Annotated in this window: 12 protein-coding genes; 3 read left to right on the forward strand and 9 right to left on the reverse strand. The window is 62.9% G+C overall.

The annotated features are described in order from the left end of the window. Positions 1–212: 212 nt before the first annotated feature. Positions 213–2,516 carry a TonB-dependent receptor gene (locus tag FVW59_RS15945; protein WP_148065352.1) on the forward strand — a complete coding sequence of 768 codons (2,304 nt, stop codon included), beginning with the start codon at positions 213–215 and terminating at the stop codon, positions 2,514–2,516. Between the two features lie 38 nt (positions 2,517–2,554). Here the strand turns inward: FVW59_RS15945 and FVW59_RS15950 are convergent, their stop codons facing one another. The 7 genes from FVW59_RS15950 to FVW59_RS15980 form a co-directional block, all read right to left on the reverse strand. Continuing rightward, on the reverse strand, positions 2,555–4,183 hold the full coding sequence (locus FVW59_RS15950; protein WP_148065353.1) for a 3-(methylthio)propionyl-CoA ligase: 1,629 nt from the start codon (positions 4,181–4,183) through the stop codon (positions 2,555–2,557). Positions 4,184–4,294: 111 nt separating this feature from the next. Next, the gene (locus tag FVW59_RS15955) at positions 4,295–5,134 is read right to left on the reverse strand and encodes an MBL fold metallo-hydrolase (protein WP_246139762.1); all 840 of its coding nucleotides are present in this window, start codon (positions 5,132–5,134) and stop codon (positions 4,295–4,297) included. Between the two features lie 5 nt (positions 5,135–5,139). Further along, positions 5,140–6,330: an enoyl-ACP reductase FabV gene (gene fabV / locus FVW59_RS15960; RefSeq protein WP_148065354.1), complete on the reverse strand. Its 1,191-nt coding sequence runs from the start codon at positions 6,328–6,330 to the stop codon at positions 5,140–5,142. Between the two features lie 112 nt (positions 6,331–6,442). After that, positions 6,443–8,206 (reverse strand): sugar phosphorylase, encoded by a 1,764-nt coding sequence (locus FVW59_RS15965; RefSeq protein WP_148065355.1) that lies wholly within the window; start codon positions 8,204–8,206, stop codon positions 6,443–6,445. 4 nt (positions 8,207–8,210) lie between these two features. Then, positions 8,211–9,434 carry a glycosyltransferase family protein gene (locus FVW59_RS15970; RefSeq protein WP_148065356.1) on the reverse strand — a complete coding sequence of 408 codons (1,224 nt, stop codon included), beginning with the start codon at positions 9,432–9,434 and terminating at the stop codon, positions 8,211–8,213. A 3-nt stretch (positions 9,435–9,437) separates the two neighbouring features. Further along, entirely contained in the window at positions 9,438–10,280 is an 843-nt protein-coding gene (locus tag FVW59_RS15975) for an HAD-IIB family hydrolase (protein ID WP_148065357.1), read from the reverse strand. Further along, positions 10,277–11,197: a hypothetical protein gene (locus FVW59_RS15980; protein ID WP_246139763.1), complete on the reverse strand. Its 921-nt coding sequence runs from the start codon at positions 11,195–11,197 to the stop codon at positions 10,277–10,279. The genes FVW59_RS15975 and FVW59_RS15980 overlap by 4 nt, the downstream gene beginning before the upstream one ends. Before the next feature lie 148 nt (positions 11,198–11,345). Between FVW59_RS15980 and FVW59_RS15985 the strand changes: the two genes are divergently transcribed. Beyond that, positions 11,346–12,329, forward strand: a complete 984-nt coding sequence (locus tag FVW59_RS15985) for a diacylglycerol/lipid kinase family protein (RefSeq protein ID WP_148065359.1) — start codon at positions 11,346–11,348, stop codon at positions 12,327–12,329. Further along, positions 12,326–13,138, forward strand: a complete 813-nt coding sequence (locus FVW59_RS15990; protein ID WP_148065360.1) for a metallophosphoesterase family protein — start codon at positions 12,326–12,328, stop codon at positions 13,136–13,138. Before FVW59_RS15985 ends, FVW59_RS15990 begins: the two co-directional genes overlap by 4 nt. 40 nt (positions 13,139–13,178) lie before the next feature. Here the strand turns inward: FVW59_RS15990 and aceF are convergent, their stop codons facing one another. Beyond that, on the reverse strand, positions 13,179–14,849 hold the full coding sequence (gene aceF, locus FVW59_RS15995) for a dihydrolipoyllysine-residue acetyltransferase (RefSeq protein ID WP_148065361.1): 1,671 nt from the start codon (positions 14,847–14,849) through the stop codon (positions 13,179–13,181). A gap of 32 nt (positions 14,850–14,881) precedes the next feature. After that, entirely contained in the window at positions 14,882–17,533 is a 2,652-nt protein-coding gene (aceE, locus tag FVW59_RS16000) for a pyruvate dehydrogenase (acetyl-transferring), homodimeric type (RefSeq protein ID WP_148065362.1), read from the reverse strand. Positions 17,534–17,698: the final 165 nt, after the last annotated feature.

Below are 17,698 nucleotides of genomic sequence, written 5' to 3' on the forward strand. Positions count from 1 at the left end.
GGGCCGGCTGGTGGGCTGAAGTGGGGCAAATATAGGAGTCGATACCGGGGGCAGCAAGCACAATGCGTAAATTTTTAATCCAATTCCTACGCATAGTGCAACTATTCGACTCCAGGCGCTTAACTCCGCCGATCCACCTCTGGCACTATTCCCGCCGGCTATAAACGCCAGCCGAACCACCGGCTGCATAACCACAAAAAGGAGCACGCTGTATGAAGTTGAACACCGCCCGCACCGCACTCGCCACCGCCGTCGGCCTCGCCGCTGGCCTGCTATCCACCGCCGCCCTGGCCCAGGGCCTGGAAGAAGTGATCGTCACCGCCCAGAAGCGCAGCGAATCACTGCAGGACACCCCCATCTCCATCAATGCCTTCAACAGTGAAGCCATCGAAAGCATGGGCCTGACCAACATGAAGGACGTGGGCCTCGCCGCCCCCAGCCTGCAGACGCCGGCCTACCCCACCACCAGCAACAACCTGGCCTTTTTTATCCGCGGTATCGGCAATGCCGACTCCATCATCCTGACCAAGGACAACACCGTGGGTGTGTACTACGACGGTGTGTACGCCGGGCGCACCACCGGGGTACTGGCGGACCTGGCCGACCTGGAGCGGGTGGAGATCCTGCGCGGCCCCCAGGGCACCCTGTACGGCCGCAACACCACTGCCGGTGCCATCAACTTCGTCACCAGCAAGCCCAGCGGCGAATTCGCCCTCGACCAGACCCTGAGCCTGGGCAACTACAACTACCAGCGCTCGGTCACCAGCATCGACCTGCCGGAGATTGTCGGCGTGAAATCCCACATCTCCGCCGTGTTCACTGACCGCGATGGCTGGGTGGACAATGACGGTGCCGGCAAAATCCCCGGACAGGACTACGAGGACTTCTACCTCGAAGACAAGAAGGGCTTCCGCCTGGCCCTGCGCTACGACCAGATCGACCGCCTGGTGGTGGACTACACCTTCGACTACTCCGACATGGAAACCACCTCGCCCTACTTCCAGTACTCCGGCCCCACCGGCCCGGGCATGAGCGCCGCCGGCGGCGACATTGTGGCGAGCTACACCGAGCGCCTGGAACACACCTTCGACGCCAAAACCGGGGAGCGTCGCGCCTATTCGCTGCCGCGCACGGTAACCAAGGCCCGCGGACAGTCCCTGAGCGTCAGCTACGACATCAACGACTTCCTGACCTTCAAGTCCATCACCGGCTACCGGGCCTTCGATGACGATTTGTCGCAGAACTTCGCCGACTCCTTCGGCGGCGCCTCCGGCCTGCAGGTCAACACCATCACCGAGCACGAGCAATTCACCCAGGAGTTCCAGATCACCGGGGCTACCGAGCGCTGGAAATACGTGGCCGGCCTGTACTATCTGAAGGAGGACGGCAGCGCCGAGGAGATGCAGTACCTGGATCGCGCCCTGGTGGAGAGCACCGGCATCGTCGCCTTCGACAGCAACGGACCCTGCGTGTCCGGCGCCTTCGGTGCCGCGCCGCCGGTGTGCAACGTGCTGGACCCGTTCTTCTATCCCGCCTACCTGGGCGAATTCACCGTCGACAGCGAGGTGGAATCCTACGCTGCCTTCGGCCAGGCCACCTGGACCCCGGACGTGCTGGACGACCGCCTGGACCTGACCGTGGGCGCCCGCTACACCCAGGACGACCGCAGCGCCACCCGTACCAACGACGGCCTGCTGTGGAACGCCTTCGGCCCGGGCAGCAACGACTCCGACATCAGCCACCCGGACTGGAGCGCCACCGCGGACTACCGCTGGACAGAAAACTTCTCCACCTACGTGAAGGCGGCCACCGCTTTCCGCTCCGGCGGCTCCAGCCCCAAGGCGCTGGACTTCTCCGAGACTTTCGACGAGGAAACCCTGATCAGCTACGAGCTGGGCTGGAAGTCAGAGCTGTGGGACAACCGTATCCGCTTCAACGGGGCGGTGTACCAGACCGAGATCGACGACATCATCCTCGACTACCTGCCCGACCCGGTCAACAACCCGAGTATCGTCAGCATCTTCAACTCTGGTGAGGCGAAAATTCGCGGTGTGGAATTCGACCTGCTGATGGCCCTGACCAATAACTTCACACTCGGCATCAACTACGCCTATATCGATTCGGAAATCTCCGACGCCATCTTCCCCGATGGCTCCGATCGCACCGACAGCACGGTACTGGTGTGGGCGCCGGAGAACGCCTACAGCGTGGTGGCGGACTACAACGTGCAGCTTGGCAACCTGGGTGAGTTGAAGGCCCACCTGGACTACGCCTGGCAGGACGAGCAGTACGCCCTGGCCAATACCGACGCCGGGGAAGTGATCGTACCGGACTTCGGCATCCTCAACGGCCGTATCAGCCTGGACTACGTGCAGATGCTGGGCGGGGAGTGGCAATTTGCGGTGTGGGCGAAAAACCTGACCGACGAGGACAGCGTCAACTACCGCATCGGCCAGACATCCACCACCTACCTGCAGCCGCGCACTTACGGGGTGGATTTCCGCCTGCGGTATTGAGGATTTGAAGCCCCGCTTCGGCGGGGCACTTCTCCGGCCTAACCCTCAGGGAACTGGTAATCCTCAAACTGTTTGCGCAGTTCCACCTTCTGGATTTTGCCGGTGGCACCGTGAGGCAGGCTGTCGACGAACTGCACCGCATCGGGGGTCCACCACTTGGCAATCTTGCCGTCGAACCAGGCGAGGATCTCCGCTTCGGTCAGGTCTTCGCCGCCCGGCGCCTTCACCACGATCAGCAGCGGCCGCTCGCTCCACTTGGGATGGTAATGACCGATGACAGCAGCTTCTGCCACTTTCGGGTGGTCGGTGGCGACATTCTCAACCTCGATGGAAGAGATCCACTCGCCGCCCGACTTGATCACGTCCTTGGTGCGGTCGGTGATCGCCATATAGCCGTCCGGGTCGATGGTGGCAACGTCGCCGGTTTCGAACCAGCCATCGCTGTGAGCGCTGCTGCCCTCCAGCTTGTAGTAGCTGGAGCAGATCCACGGCCCGCGCACCATCAGTGAACCGTAGGCCACACCGTCCCAAGGCAACTCTTCGCCCTGCTCGTCGACAATTTTCATCTCCACCCCGAACACCGGGCGGCCGGCCTTCAGGCGCAGTTTGGCGAAGGCCTTTTCACTGTACTGATCGCGGGAATCGGTACTGGCGTTGATGCTGCCCAGAGGGCTCATCTCGGTCATACCCCAGCCGACGCGGGATTCCACGCCGTACTTTTCGAAGTCCTCCATGATGGAGAGGGGGCAGGCCGCCCCGCCTACGACAATCTGCTGCAGGGAAGCGACCGTCTCGCCACTTTTCTTCAGGTAGGCCAGCAGCGCCAGCCACACGGTCGGAACGCCGGCGGACTGGGTCACACCCTCTTCGTTGATCAGCGCAGCCAGGGTGGCACCGTCGCCCACCTTGGCGCCGGGGAAAACCATTTTCGCTCCGGCCATGGGACAGGTATAGGGAATGCCCCAGGCGTTGACATGGAACATCGGCACGATGGGCAACACCACGTCCTTGCGCGACAGGCCGAGAGCATCGGGCATCATCGAGGCGTAAGCGTGCAGCAAGGTGGAACGATGGGAGTAGAGCACGCCCTTGGGATTGCCCGTGGTGCCGGAGGTGTAGCACAGGGCGCAGGCCTCATTCTCGTCCAGCTCCGGCCAGTCATAGGCACTGCCCTGCCCGGCCAGCACATCCTCGTAGCACAGCAGGTTGTCCACTTCGCCGGTGGGCATGTGCTCTGCGTTGGTCAGGGCCACCCAACCCTTCACGCCGGGGCACTGGTCGGCGATGGCCGCCACCAGGGGCATGAAATCCGGGTCGAAGAAAACGTACTGGTCCTCGGCGTGGTTGATGATGTAGACCAGCTGCTCGGGAAACAGACGCGGGTTGATGGTGTGGCAAACGTAGCCGGAGCAGCTGGCCGCGTAGTAGGTTTCGAAGTGGCGGTAGTCGTTCCAGGCCAGGGTGGCGATACGATCGCCGCGCTGCAGGTTCCAGCCGGCCATGGCGTTGGCCAGCTGGCGCACCCGGGCAAAGGCTTCGCGGTAAGTATAACGGTGGCGGGGGTTGTCCTTCGTTACCGAGACGATTTCACCGCCGCCATTGACGCGCTCGGCGTGCTGCATGATGGAAGTGACCGTGAGCGAAGTGTTCATCATCAGGCCGTTCATGGATTGCTCCTGTATTAGTGTAATTGTCTGTTGGCCCCGTTATTGTTGTTCGGGCCGGGAGATGGCTGTCACAGCGGCGGCGCCACGGCTCCGCCTCAAGGTTTTTTCAGGTTACGCAGTACTATCCTGCAGCTCCCAGCTTTCGTCCTGATGCTGGCGGGCGCGCTGTTCCTGTTGCAATTTGATCAGGTGAGCCGCCATCGACAGCTTGGCCCACTCGTGGCGGCTGCTGTCGACATCGTCATACACCACTTTCACCAGTGCGTCGGTATCGGCTCTCCCCAGTTGCTCCAGGCCTGCCACCACCTTGCGCTCACGCTTCAGGCGGTGCTCCACCAGGTGGGCCACTTCGGCCCGCGGGTCGTCAATCACTGCGCCGTGACCGGGGGCGATGCACTGCAGCGGATAGTCCAGCAGCAGTTCAAGGGATTCGATATAGGCCTTCATGTCGCCGCCCGGCGGAACGATCACCACAGTGGAGCCCTTCATGATGTGATCGCCGGCGAACAGCATGCCCTCCTCTTCCAGCAGGAAGCAGAAGTGATTACTGACATGACCCGGGGTGTGCAGGGCACGCAGGCTGAACTCCGGGGTTTGCAGCAGATACTCATGCTGCAACTCCAGGGTGGGGGCAAAGGTATCGTCCTGGAAGCGGTCATCCGCGGGCAGGGCGCCGAGAACCTCGGCGCCGGTGGCCGCGGCCAGCGCCTGCCAGGCGGGCGAGTGATCCGGGTGGGTATGGGTGCAGACAATCCAGCGAATGTTGCCGTCACCCGCTTTGAGAATGGCCTCGATGTGCTCGTCGATGGCCGGGCCCGGGTCCAGCACTGCCACCTGCTCGCGACCCAGCAGGTAGGTGTTGGTGCCGGGGCCGGTCATCATGCCCGGGTTGGGCGCCACCAGGCGGCGCACCCGGGGGCTGAGGTCGAAAGGTATACCGTGTTCCAGCATGATTATCAGGCCAGGTTGTTGATGGGCACTACCGGATCGACGTCGGCTTCGTAGTCGACACCGTCGATCTCGAAGCCGAACAGGCGCAGGAATTCACGCCGATAGCCATCGAAATCGGATTCGGTGGCGAGATTATCGGTGCTGATCCGGTCCCAGATTTCCGCCACCGCCTCCTGCACTGCCGGCGCCAGTTCCTTGCGGTCAGCGCGCAGGCGGCCCTCGTCGTCCAGTTGCGGCGCGGCGCTGTAGAGGGAGTCCCGGAACAGGCCGTCGACCTGTTCGATGCAGCCCTCGTGCACGCCCTGCTCCTTCATCACCCTGAACAGAATGGCCAGGTAGATGGGCATGGCGGGAATGGCGGCCGAGGCCTGGGTGACTACCGCCTTCAAGACAGAAACACGGGCATCGCCGCCTTTTTGCGCGAGGCGCTCGCGGATATCAACCACCCGCTTGTCGAGGTCCTTCTTGGCCGCGCCGATGGTGCCGTGCCAGTAGATGTCCCAGGTGATTTTCTCGCCGATGTAGGTGTAGGCGGTGGTTTTGGCGCCCTCGGCCAGTACCCCGGCCTCGTCCAGGGCCTCGATCCACATCTGCCAGTCCTCGCCGCCCATCACCGCCACGGTGTTGTCGATCTCGTCCTGGGTGGCGGCTTCCAGGTGGAAATCCTGGATCTCACCCTTGTCGGTATTGACGCCCTTCTGCACCGTGTCGCTGCCGATGGGCTTGAGAGTGGAGCTGTGCACCACACCGGTGACCGGGTGCTGGCGACGCGGCGCGGCCAGGGAGTAGACCACCAGGTCCACCTGGCCGAGGTCGGTCTTGATCGTCTCTATGGCTTTCTGCTTGATCTCGTCGGAGAAGGCGTCACCGTTGATGCTTTTGGCATACAAACCCTCGGCCTCGGCGTGCTTGTGAAAGGCGGCGGAGTTGTACCAGCCGGCGGTGCCGGGCTTTTTCTCGGTGCCCTCTTTCTCGAAAAAGATGCCGAGGGTAGCGGCCCCCGCGCCGAAGGCGGCGCTGATGCGCGAGGCCAGTCCGTAGCCGGTGGACGCGCCGATCACCAGCACCTTCTTCGGGCCGTTCTCGATCGGCCCCCGCCCCTTCACATAGTCGATCTGCTGGCGCACATTGGCATCGCAGCCAACGGGGTGGGTCGTGGTACAGAGAAAGCCGCGAACGCGGGGCTTGATGATCATGTGTCGCTTCCTGATTCCATGCCTTGAACAGGCACCGCCGGAGAGCCGGCGGGTGCCGCGGGACCCGGAAGTTTAGCACAGGCCGCAGCCGATTCAGCCGCCCCCGGCCGCCTCAGCGATGGTCCGGCAGGTTGCTGATCCAGAGGGTCTGGTAGGGGGCCAGTTCCAGCTGCTGGTCGTGGTGTTCATACACTTCACCACTGATCAGGTCGCGCCACTGGTGGGCATCGATCAGGTTGATGTCCATCAGGTTCAGGGGCTGGGGGGCGCGGCTGATGTTGGAAATGCAGAACACGCTCTGGCGGCGGTCCATGCTCTGGCGCCAGAAGCCGAGAATGGCGCTGCCCAGGTGCAGGGTGAACTGGGTGGCGTTGGGGTGAAAGGCCCCCTGTCGGCGGCGGATAGCGAGCAGGGTTTTGAGGCGGCGGAATATCTGGCTGTGGCTGCTGTCCTGGTCGTCCAGGGCTTCCTGCAGCGCATCCAGGTTCCACTGGTGGCGATTGATGGAGCGGGCGTGGCCGGTGTTCTCCACCCGCTGCTGATCGTTGTGGGTGCCGAGCAGGCTGTGCAGGTAGATACCGGGAATGCCCTCCAGCCCAAGCATGATGGCATGGGCGCAGACAAATCGCTCCAGCCCCCATTCGTCGGGACCCTCCACCGTGCCCTGCAGGGCATCGACCAGCGCTATGTTGATTTCGTAGGGCCGGCTTTCACCGCTTTCCAGCGCGCGGTAGGAAACGTGGCCGCCAAAGGACTGCATGGTGGTTATGAGACTGTTCAACTCCTCGTCCGACAGCAGCCCCTCCGCCGGGCGCAGACCGATACCGTCGTGGGAGGCGATAAAGTTGAAGTAGGCAGTACCGTTCTGGGCCGGCGGCATGCTCATCACCCACTGTTTGAGATAGCGGCAGTCCCCCGTCACCAGGGTATTGAGCAGCAGGGGCGGCAGGGAGAAGTTGTAGACGCAGTGGGCCTCGTTGGCATTGCCGAAGTAGGACAGATTCTCCCGGTTGGGAATATTGGTCTCGGTAATCAACACCGCGTCCGCCCGCGCGTGCTCTACCAGGGTACGCAGCAGGCGCACCACCTCGTGCGTCTCCTCCAGGTTGAGGCAGTTGCTGCCGGGAATCTTCCACAGGAAGGCCACCGCATCCAGGCGGAAAATGCGCACCCCCATATCAAGATAGTGGCGCACAATACTGACGAACTGTTGCAGTACCTCCGGGTTGCGAAAATCAAGGTCCACCTGGTCGTGGCTGAAGGTGCACCAGACGTACTGGGTGCCTTCACTGGTTTCCACTTCCTTCAGCAGGGGCGAAGTGCGCGGGCGCACCACGGCAGACAGGTCATCCTGCGGAGAAGCGGTAAAAAAGTAGCCCCTCCCCGGCTCCTGCCCCTTGATGAAGTTCTCGAACCACAGACTGCGGCTGGAACAGTGGTTGATCACCAGGTCGGCCATCAGGTCGTAGTCGCCGGCGATGGCGCCGATGTCATCCCAGTCACCCAGAGACTCGTTGACGCTGGAGTAATCCAGTACCGCAAAACCGTCGTCGGAGCTCCAGGGATAGAACGGCAGGATGTGCACTGCGCTTAGCAACCCCTCGCTGTTGTCGTCGAGGAAGCGCTTCAGGGTCACCAGCGGCTTTTCTTCCCGGGCCAGCAGACTGTCGCCATAGGTGATGAGGATGACGTCACACTGGTTCCAGTGATTCACGTGCTGGGCCGGCGGGTTCTGCCCTGCCTCCAGGCGCATTACCGCCAGCAGATTTTCCGCCAGTTCAGCCAGCGGCAGCGATAGCGGCACATCGCGATAGATGGTCTGCAGGTGCTGCTCCACCCTGTCCCGCAGTGTCGGCTGTCCCTCGCCTTGCAGCATCAGTTCACCCCGCGTATTCCATGTTGTCCTGCTCTACAGCATCCAGCAAACGTTCCAGAATATCCGGAATGGCGCTCTCTACCCGGCTCCAGCTGGGAATGAAGGGCCGCTCCATGGGGCGGTCGAGGAAGGCCTCACCGGCTTTCATGATGTTCTCTGCGAACAGCTCCACCGCCTTTTCTTCATTGTGGATATCGAGAGTGAGCCCGTTCATCACCGCGTCATTGTGGTAGGTCTCCACGAAGTCTAGGGCGATGCGGTAATAGGTCGCCTTGAGCGATCGGAAGGTCTCCGTATTGAAGGTCACGCCACGGGTTGCCAGCTTGCGGAACAGCGCCTTGGCGATATCCGTGGACATTTTCGACAGCCCTTTGCTGGCGTCCTCTGCAGACAGCTCCTGATGCTTGTGATCGTAGACATCGGCAATATCCGCCTGGCACAGGCGGTTGTTGGCGTAGTTGCGGTACATCTCCGACAGCACCCCGATCTCCAGCCCCCAGTCGCTGGGGATGCGAATATCGTTGAGCACATCCCGGCGGAAGGAAAACTCCCCGGCCAGCGGGTAGCGGAAGCTGTCCATGTACTCGATGAATTCCATGTCCCCGAGGGTTTTCTTCAGCGCCCGCAGCAGCGGCGTGACCAGCAGGCGACTGACGCGCCCGTTGATCTTGCCGTCCGCCACCCGGGCGTAGAAACCCTTGCAGAACTCGTAGTTGAACTGTGGATGGGCCACCGGGTAAATCAGCCGTGCCAGCAGGGAGCGGTCGTAGGTAAGAATGTCGCAGTCGTGCAGGGCGACCGACTCTGAACGCTGGGAGGCCAGCGTGTAACCCATGCAGTACCAGACGTTGCGCCCCTTGCCCATTTCCCGCGGTGCCAGGTCGAAGTGCTGCAGTTCCTCGTCCAGCGCGCGCAGCCGCGGGCCGTCGTTCCACAACACCCGGTGGTGTTGCGGCAGGCGCGAGAAAAAGGCCAGGGCGCTGCGATACTGGCTCTCGTCGGCACGGTCCAGCCCCACCACAATCTGGGAGAGGTAGGGGACACGTTCCAGGTGATCCACAATCCCCGGCAGCGCGTCCCCTTCCAGTTCCGAGTAGAGGGAGGGCAGAATCAGCCCCATGGGACGACGCCTGGCGAAGCGCACCAGCTCGGCTTCCAGTTCCTCCAGCGGCCGGTCTGCCATATTGTGCAGCGTGGTGATGATGCCGTTCTGGTAAAAGTCGGCCATATGCTATTGCTCCTGGTTTTCGCCGGCCACAGCCGAGTGGTCGAGCCAGCGCGACACTCCCTCGGCCCATCCGGCCGGGCCAAACGCCCGACTCTGTATCACACCATCCACCCGGCGCAGGGCTGGAAAGGCATGCGCGGGTGAGCGCACCAGCAGCGCGGTAGCCGCCGCTTCCAGCATAGCGCAGTCGTTGCCGCTGTCACCGGCGGCCAGGTCTTGTACCGGCCCCGAAAAGCAAGCGCGCAGCCAGCGCAGGGCGCGCCCCTTGTCGGTATTACCGCTCACCGCCAGGAAACGCCCCCCCTGCAACACGGTGGCGCCGGCGGCTTCGAGATCGGCCTGGAAACGCTGCCTGCGCGACTCGCGACCGATCCAGTGAACCGGTTCGCTGTACTCGCGCTGATTGGCCTGCCGCGCGCGGGCCTCGGGCAGGCCGGTCAACTCCATGATGCCGCGGGTACCGAGGCGGAAGAAGCTGGAGAACTCGCCGGAATAGACTTCATCCATGGACTCCAGCAGTTCCAGCCAGCGCGAACGCGGTGGCGCGAACTCACGCACCCAGTAACCGTCGTAGAGGCGGGTTTCCGCCGGTGCCTGCGGGAAATAGCCCTCGGGGATAAACACCGCGGCGCCGTTTTCCACCACAAAGGGATGGCGATTGCGCAATTCGGCGCGCAACTGTTCGATTTCGGCCCGGGTCTTGCTGGTCACCGGAATCACCGGGATACCCATACGCTCCAGCGCGCGCAGACGCGGCATGGCGTCGGCATAGCTGTAGTTGTAGTGATCGAGCAGGGTGCCATCGAGGTCGGTAAAGACCAGCCGGGTCACGCTGGGAGTACTCATCGCGCACCTCCCGCCTGGATCTGCCGCTGCCCGTCGAGCCTGAACACGGTGCTGGCCCGCTCGGGAAGCGTGGCCAGGGACCACTCCGTCAGGCGCTGGTAATGCTGAATGAAGCGGGTGACCTGCGCCGGACTCATACTGCGCCCCAAATCCTCACTGCCGAGGCGTTGGCGCAGCTTGTCTTCCTGCTCCTGGCGCCAGCGTTGCACGCAGGCAAAGGACGGCGCCTGCAGCATCAGCCATTCATCCACCAGGGCATAAACCGGCGGAAAATCCCGCGCCAGCACTGTATTCACTGCCCGTCGCCATACCCCGTCCGGGTCTTCGTCGCGCTCCAGGGCATTGACCGCTTGTACCAGGGCCTCCTCGGGCTGGGCCTCCACCCCCAGGCACCAGCCCTCGAACAGAACGATATCCACCGCCTCGCTGACCTCGGCCCACTGCGCCGCAGGGCAGCGGTCGTCGCTCGCCTTGTCAAAGCGCGGCAAGCGCAATGCATGCTGCACCGTGAACTCGCCACGGGCTTTGAGACGCTGCAGGCAACTGAGCATCAGCGGCATGTCGTGAGTGCCCGGTACACCGCGGGTCGCAAACAGCGGATGGACATCCCTGGCAAGCACCTCACGCTCTGCCCGCGTCAGGTAGAAATCATCCAGTGACAGACTGACACAGTGCAGGCCGCCGTATGCTTCAAGGGCACAGGCGAGGTAGTCGACGAGTGTGGTCTTGCCTGAACCCTGGCACCCATTAATGCCCACGACGAAGGGTTCGCCTGCACTCTTTCGGTGCAGACACAGGCGATCCACCAGGGGGTCGAACCACATGCGGGCAGTGACCAGGTAGTCCGCCCCCAACTGGTGCCGCTGCAGGAAGTCTTCCTGCCAGGCCAGTGGGGGCGGTGTGGGCGTTTCGGCCACCGGTGTCATCTCCTGACTCGCTGTCTTGCAATACACAGTATTCCAAGAGCAGTTTTCATGCCAACCGGCTGCCGGCGCATTTCGCCCGGTACCAGTTCCCACCCCGCTGACAGTGGCGGGAACATGCCGATTGAGTTAGTTTCACCTGATGAGCACACCGTGCCCCACTCCCCGGCAGCTGACTGCCCCGCATCTGGCGCTGGAACAGCGCCGCCTCTACATCATCAGCAACAGTGGCTCCGGCCATCAGGACAGCGACAGGAGCCGGGACATCATGGCGTCGGTTCTGACGGATGCGGGGCGCCAGTTCGAATTTATTACTATTGGCAACCCTGCCCGCCTGCCCGCTGCGGCCCGCGACACCGCCGCACAGGCCCGGCAAGATGGCGGCATCGTCGTGGTAGCTGGCGGCGATGGCACCCTCAACACCGTTTGCCAGGCCCTGGCCGGCACCGGCATTCCTCTCGGGGTGATTCCACAGGGGACCTTCAACTATTTCGCACGCACTCACCGGATTCCGGAAGACACCGAAGCCGCAACACGCTGCTTGCTCGACGCGAAACTCGAAGCGGTCCACGCGGGCTTCCTCAACGACCGGCTGTTCCTGGTCAACGCCAGCCTCGGGCTCTACCCCCGCCTGCTGGAGGATCGCGAAGCCTACAAGAACCAGCTCGGGCGCAGCCGTATCGTCGCGCTGATCTCCGCTCTCGCCACCCTGAGCCGGGCCCATCGTGTACTCAGTGTGGAAGCAGAGGTGGCCGGCCAGTCGCGCGTACTGCGCACGGTGTCACTGGTGGTTGGCAACAACGCCCTGCAGCTGGAACACATCGGGGTGGAACTGGGCGATGCCCTGCGCCGCGGACAACTTGCAGCGATGGTGATTCGCCCGATTGGCACCCTGGCGCTTTACGGCCTGCTGCTGCGCGGCATGGCGCGACGCCTGGGCAGTGCAGAACACCTCGAGAGCTTTCCGTTTACCGGTATGCGCATCACACGCGGGCGCCAGCGCAGTATCAAGGTCGCGCTGGATGGCGAGGTGTCACGCATGCGCCTGCCGCTCAGGTTTCGCGCGGCGCCGCAGGCCCTGCCACTGCTGGTACCGCGCGACAAAGCGTCGGCGGAGACGCGGTGAATACAATCCTGCATATTTCCGACACCCACTTCGGCACCGAATTGCCGCGGGTACAGCGCGCCCTGCTGGAATTCTCGGTGCAACAGTCACCCGAAGTCATACTGCTCAGCGGCGACATCACCCAGCGCGCCAGGCGCAGCCAGTTTGCCGCGGCCCGGCAGTTCATTGAATCCCTGCCCGCCCCGGTGATGGCGGTGCCCGGCAATCACGATATTCCGCTGTTCAACCTCGCTGCTCGTATGCTGAATCCCTATGGCAACTATCGTCGATACCTGGGGCACGACCTGGCACCGGCCTTTGAGAGCGACTCACTGCTGGTGCTGGGAGTTAACTCCAGCCGGGCGGCACGCCACACCGACGGAGAAGTCTCCAGTGAGCAGGTTGAACGGGTGGCGCGGCGACTGCGCCAGGCGGGTGCAGGCCAACTGCGCATTGTGATGCAACACCACCCGGTTCGCGCGGTGGAGTCCTCCGACCTGGAAAATCTGTTGATCGGGCGGGAGCGCGCGGTACCGGAGTGGGTGGATGCGGGCATGGATCTGCTGGTGGCTGGCCACATCCACCTGCCCTATGTACAGCCCCTGCAGGGTTCGGGGCAGCGCCAGGCCTGGACAGCCCAGGCCGGCACGGCGATTTCCGACCGTATTCGCGGCGAGGTACCCAATTCCGTCAACCTGATTCGCTACAGCGCCAGCGAAAATGCCGGCAGCGCGGTCCGCGCCTGCCGCGTGGAACGCTGGGACTACTGCGAGGATTCAGCAGGTTTCACACCGGTAGAGCAGCACTCAATGGCCTTCCCGGAAAACTAGGGTGATGGGGCCGGGGCGCCGCACGACGCCCCGGCAAGTCTCAGAACAACAGCCTGCGGATATCCCCGAGCAGGTCCATCAGCTGCGTGCAAAAGCGGCCGGCATCGCCGCCGTTGATGACCCGGTGATCGTAGGACAGCCCCACCGGCATCATGTTGCGCGGCACAAATTCGCTGCCATTCCACCTGGGCTTGATCTCTGCCCGGGACACGCCGAGGATACCCACTTCCGGCGCATTGACGATGGGGGTAAAGCCGGTGCCGCCAATGCCGCCGAGACTGGAGATGGTGAAGCAGCCGCCCTGCATATCGGCCGGCTTGAGCTTGCGGTCGCGGGCCTTGCCGGCCATCTCCAGCACTTCTTCCGCCAGTTCCCACAGGCTTTTCTTGTCCACATCGCGAATCACCGGCACCAGCAGGCCCGCCGGTGTATCCACGGCCATCCCGATGTGAATGTACTTCTTGTACACCAGGCTTTCGCCGTCTGCGGACAGGGAGGCGTTGAACTTCGGATTGTCACGCAGAGCCACCGCGCAGGCCTTGAGCAGGAAGGGCATCGGGGTCAGCCTGGTGCCGCGCTTCTCCGCCTCGCCCTTGAGCTCCTTGCGGAAGGCCTCGAGGTCAGTGATGTCCGCCTCGTCGAACTGGGTAACGTGAGGCACGTTCAACCAGTTGCGCTGCATATTGGCGGCCGTGACCTTGTCCATCTTGCTGCGGGCCACATGCTCTACTTCACCAAAAGCAGAGAAATCCACCTCCGGCACCGGGGGAATGCCAGCGCCGCTGGTGGCCCCGGTGCTGCCGCTGAGGGCCGATTTCACAAACTCCTGCACGTCTTCCTTGAGAATGCGATCGCGGGGGCCAGTACCACTGACTCGCGCCAGCTCCACCCCCAGTTCCCGCGCCAGTTTGCGTACCGCGGGGCCGGCATAGACCGGGCCGCCCTTGCTGTCGCCACCTTTGTCGGCTGCAGCTGTGGCGGGGGTAGGCGCGGGTTTCGCCGGCGTTTTGTCCGCCGGCGCAGTAGCGGCGGGTTCCGCCCCTTTCTCGGGCGCCGGCTTGTCAGCCGGCTCCGCTTTGGCGGCGTTACCGCTGGCCTTCAGTTTCACCAGGTCATCGCCCTGGCGCACGCTGTCGCCTTCCTTGACCAGGATTTCCAGCACCTCGCCAGCATCGGTGGACGGCACTTCCATTGAGGCCTTGTCCGACTCCAGCACCACCAGTGAATCGCCCTCGGCAACGGTGTCGCCCACGGCCACGCTGATCTCGATCAGATCGACGGCATCGTCGGTGCCGATATCCGGCACACTGACCACAATCTCGCGGGTCTCTGAGGTTGCCGCGGCGGGTTCTTCCCCGGCGGCCTCCGGCTCGGCTTCCTCAGTATCTTCTTCACTGTCGCCTGCGGGTTCTGGCTCGGCGCCGCTGTCGTCACCGGACGACTCCGCGGCCTCGCTGTCACCGTCGTCGTCACCCTCGCTGTCGAGCACCAGAATGGCGGAACCCTCGGCGAGTTCGTCACCCACCGACACCAGCAGTTCAACGACGGTACCGGCGTGACTGGAAGGAATTTCCATGGAGGCCTTGTCGGACTCCAGTACGATCAGGCTCTGCTCCACTTCCACGGTGTCACCCACCGCCACCAGCAGTTCGATAACCTCGGCGCCTTCGGCGCCGCCAATATCCGGTACATTGACTTGTTGTTTTGCCATGACTGTCTCCTTGTATTCGGGTCGCTATCGGATTAAACGGACAGCGGATCCACCTTGTCGGGAGACACGCCCAGGGCGCGCATGGCTTCCACCACCACCCCGGTCTCCAGTTGGCCCTCGTCGACCAGCGCTTTCAGCGCAGCCACCACAATGTATTCCCGGCTCACCTCGAAGAACTTGCGCAGCCTGGAGCGGGTGTCGGAACGGCCGAAGCCATCGGTACCCAGGGTCACATAACGCCCCGGCACAAACTCCCGCAGTTGGTCGGAGAAGGACTTCATGTAGTCGGTGGCGACTACCACCGGCCCTTCATGACCGTCGAGCTGGGCCGTGAGATATGGCACACGCGGTGTGTCTTCGGGGTGCAACATGTTCCAGCGCAGGGCCGCCTTGCCCTCGCGCTGCAGCTCGTTGACGCTGGTCAGGCTCCAGATATCGGACTGTATTTTGTAGTCCTGCTCGAGGATTTCCGCCGCAGCTTCCACCTCGCGCAGGATGGTGCCCGCGCCCATCAACTGCACCCGCAGGCCCTTCTTCTTCGGCCCGCGTTTGAGCAGATACATGCCTTTTACGATGCCCTCTTCCACGCCCTGGGGCATTTCCGGCTGCAGGTAGTTCTCGTTCATCGTGGTGATGTAGTAGAACTTGTTCTCGCCTTCCTGGTACATGCGGCGCAGACCGTCCTGGATGATCACCGCCAGTTCAAAGGCGTAAGCAGGGTCATAGCTCACGCAGTTGGGGATGGTGCTGGCCAGCAAGTGGCTGTGGCCATCCTGGTGCTGCAGGCCCTCACCATTGAGGGTGGTACGGCCGGCAGTGGCACCGATCAGGAAGCCCCGGGCCTGGCTGTCGCCAGCGGCCCAGGCCAGGTCGCCGATACGCTGGAAGCCGAACATGGAGTAGAAAATATAGAAGGGCACCATCGGGTAGTTGCTGGTGCTGTAGGACGTCGCCGCCGCAAGCCAGGCGGAGAAGGCACCCGCCTCGTTGATGCCTTCTTCCAGAATCTGGCCTTTCTTGTCCTCTTTGTAGAACATGATCTGGCCGGCATCCTGGGGTGTGTAGCGCTGCCCGACGGAAGAGTAGATGCCGAGCTGGCGGAACATGCCCTCCATACCGAAGGTGCGGGCCTCGTCGGGCACAATGGGCACCACGCGCTCGCCGATTTCCTTGTCCTTCACCAGGGCGGAAAGCAGCCTCACAAAGGCCATGGTGGTGGAAATTTCGCGTTTGCCGCTGCCCTTGAGCTGGCTGTCGAAGACCGAGAGCGCCGGCGTGTTGAGCAGCTCCGGCTTGGCGCGACGGGCCGGAATCAGCCCGCCCAGTTCTTCCCGGCGCTGCTTCATGTAGCGCATTTCCGGGCTGTCTGGCGCGGGCCGATAGTAGGGCACGTTCTTCAGCTCGGCATCGGAAATGGGAATACCGAAGCGGTCGCGGAAGGCCTTGAGGCTGTCCATGTCCAGCTTTTTCAGGGAGTGGGTCTCGTTGTTTGCTTCGCCCGCCTCACCGGTGCCATAACCCTTCACGGTCATGGCCAGAATGACAGTGGGACGCTCGTGCTGGGCCACCGCCTCGGCATAGGCCGCGTAGACTTTGTAGGGGTCGTGGCCGCCGCGATTGAGGTACATGATGTCGTCGTCGGACAGGTCTTCCACCAGCTTGAGCGTTTCCGGGTACTTGCCGAAAAAATGCTCGCGGGTATAGGCGCCGCCGTTGTACTTGTAGTTCTGCAACTCGCCGTCGCAGACCTCGTCCATGCGCTGTTGCAGCAGGCCGGATTCGTCGCGCTCCAGCAGCGGGTCCCACTTGCGACCCCAGATGACCTTTTTCACATCCCAACCGGCACCGCGGAACACACCCTCAAGCTCCTGGATGATCTTGCCGTTGCCGCGCACCGGGCCATCCAGGCGCTGCAGGTTGCAGTTGACCACGAAAATCAGATTGCCCAGTTTCTCGCGCCCGGCCATGGAAATGGCGCCCAGGGATTCCGGCTCGTCACATTCGCCGTCGCCCATGAAGCACCACACGTTGCGGTCGCTGTGCTCGACCAGCCCACGACTCTGCTGGTATTTCATAACGTGGGCCTGGTAGATGGCCTGGATCGGCCCCAGGCCCATCGACACGGTCGGGAACTGCCAGTAATCCGGCATCAACCAGGGGTGGGGGTAGGAGGACAGGCCGTTGCCGTCTACCTCGCGGCGGAAATTGTCCAACTGCTCCTCGGACAGGCGGCCCTCCAGGTAGGAGCGGGCATACATGCCAGGAGCACTGTGCCCCTGGTAGAACACCAGGTCGCCGGGATGGCCGTTATTGGTACCGCGGAAGAAATAGTTGAAACCGACGTCGTAGAGTGTGGCGCTGGAGGAAAAACTGGAGATGTGACCGCCGAGGCCTTCGTCGTTGTCGTTGGCCCGCATCACCATGGCCAGAGCGTTCCAGCGCACCAGGGAGCGAATGCGACGCTCCATGAACAGATCGCCGGGCATCAGCTTCTCGTCAGCCGGAGCAATGGTATTGCGGAAGGGCGTGGTAATGGCAGGGGGCAGGCGCACGCCGGTTTCGGTGGCGTGCTTGGCCAGTTCCCGCAGCAGCCAGCTGGCCCGGTCGGGTCCGCTGTACTTCAATACGGCATCCAGTGCTTCCAGCCATTCCCGGGTTTCAATGGGATCCCTATCTTCGGTCATAAGCGGTATCGCTCCTGTGTCGATGTGCCGGCCGCTGCGCGAAAAAACTCAATTCTAATTTGATACTTAACTGCCGCAACGCGTCTCGGAAGTATAGGCGACGAGGTGGATTCTGCCCAAAAAACGGCCCTCCTCGCGCACCAGAATGTAAAAATACTACCGCAT

Origin of the sequence: Parahaliea aestuarii, assembly GCF_008064635.1 — a bacterium.
GTDB classification, from domain to species: domain Bacteria; phylum Pseudomonadota; class Gammaproteobacteria; order Pseudomonadales; family Halieaceae; genus Parahaliea; species Parahaliea aestuarii.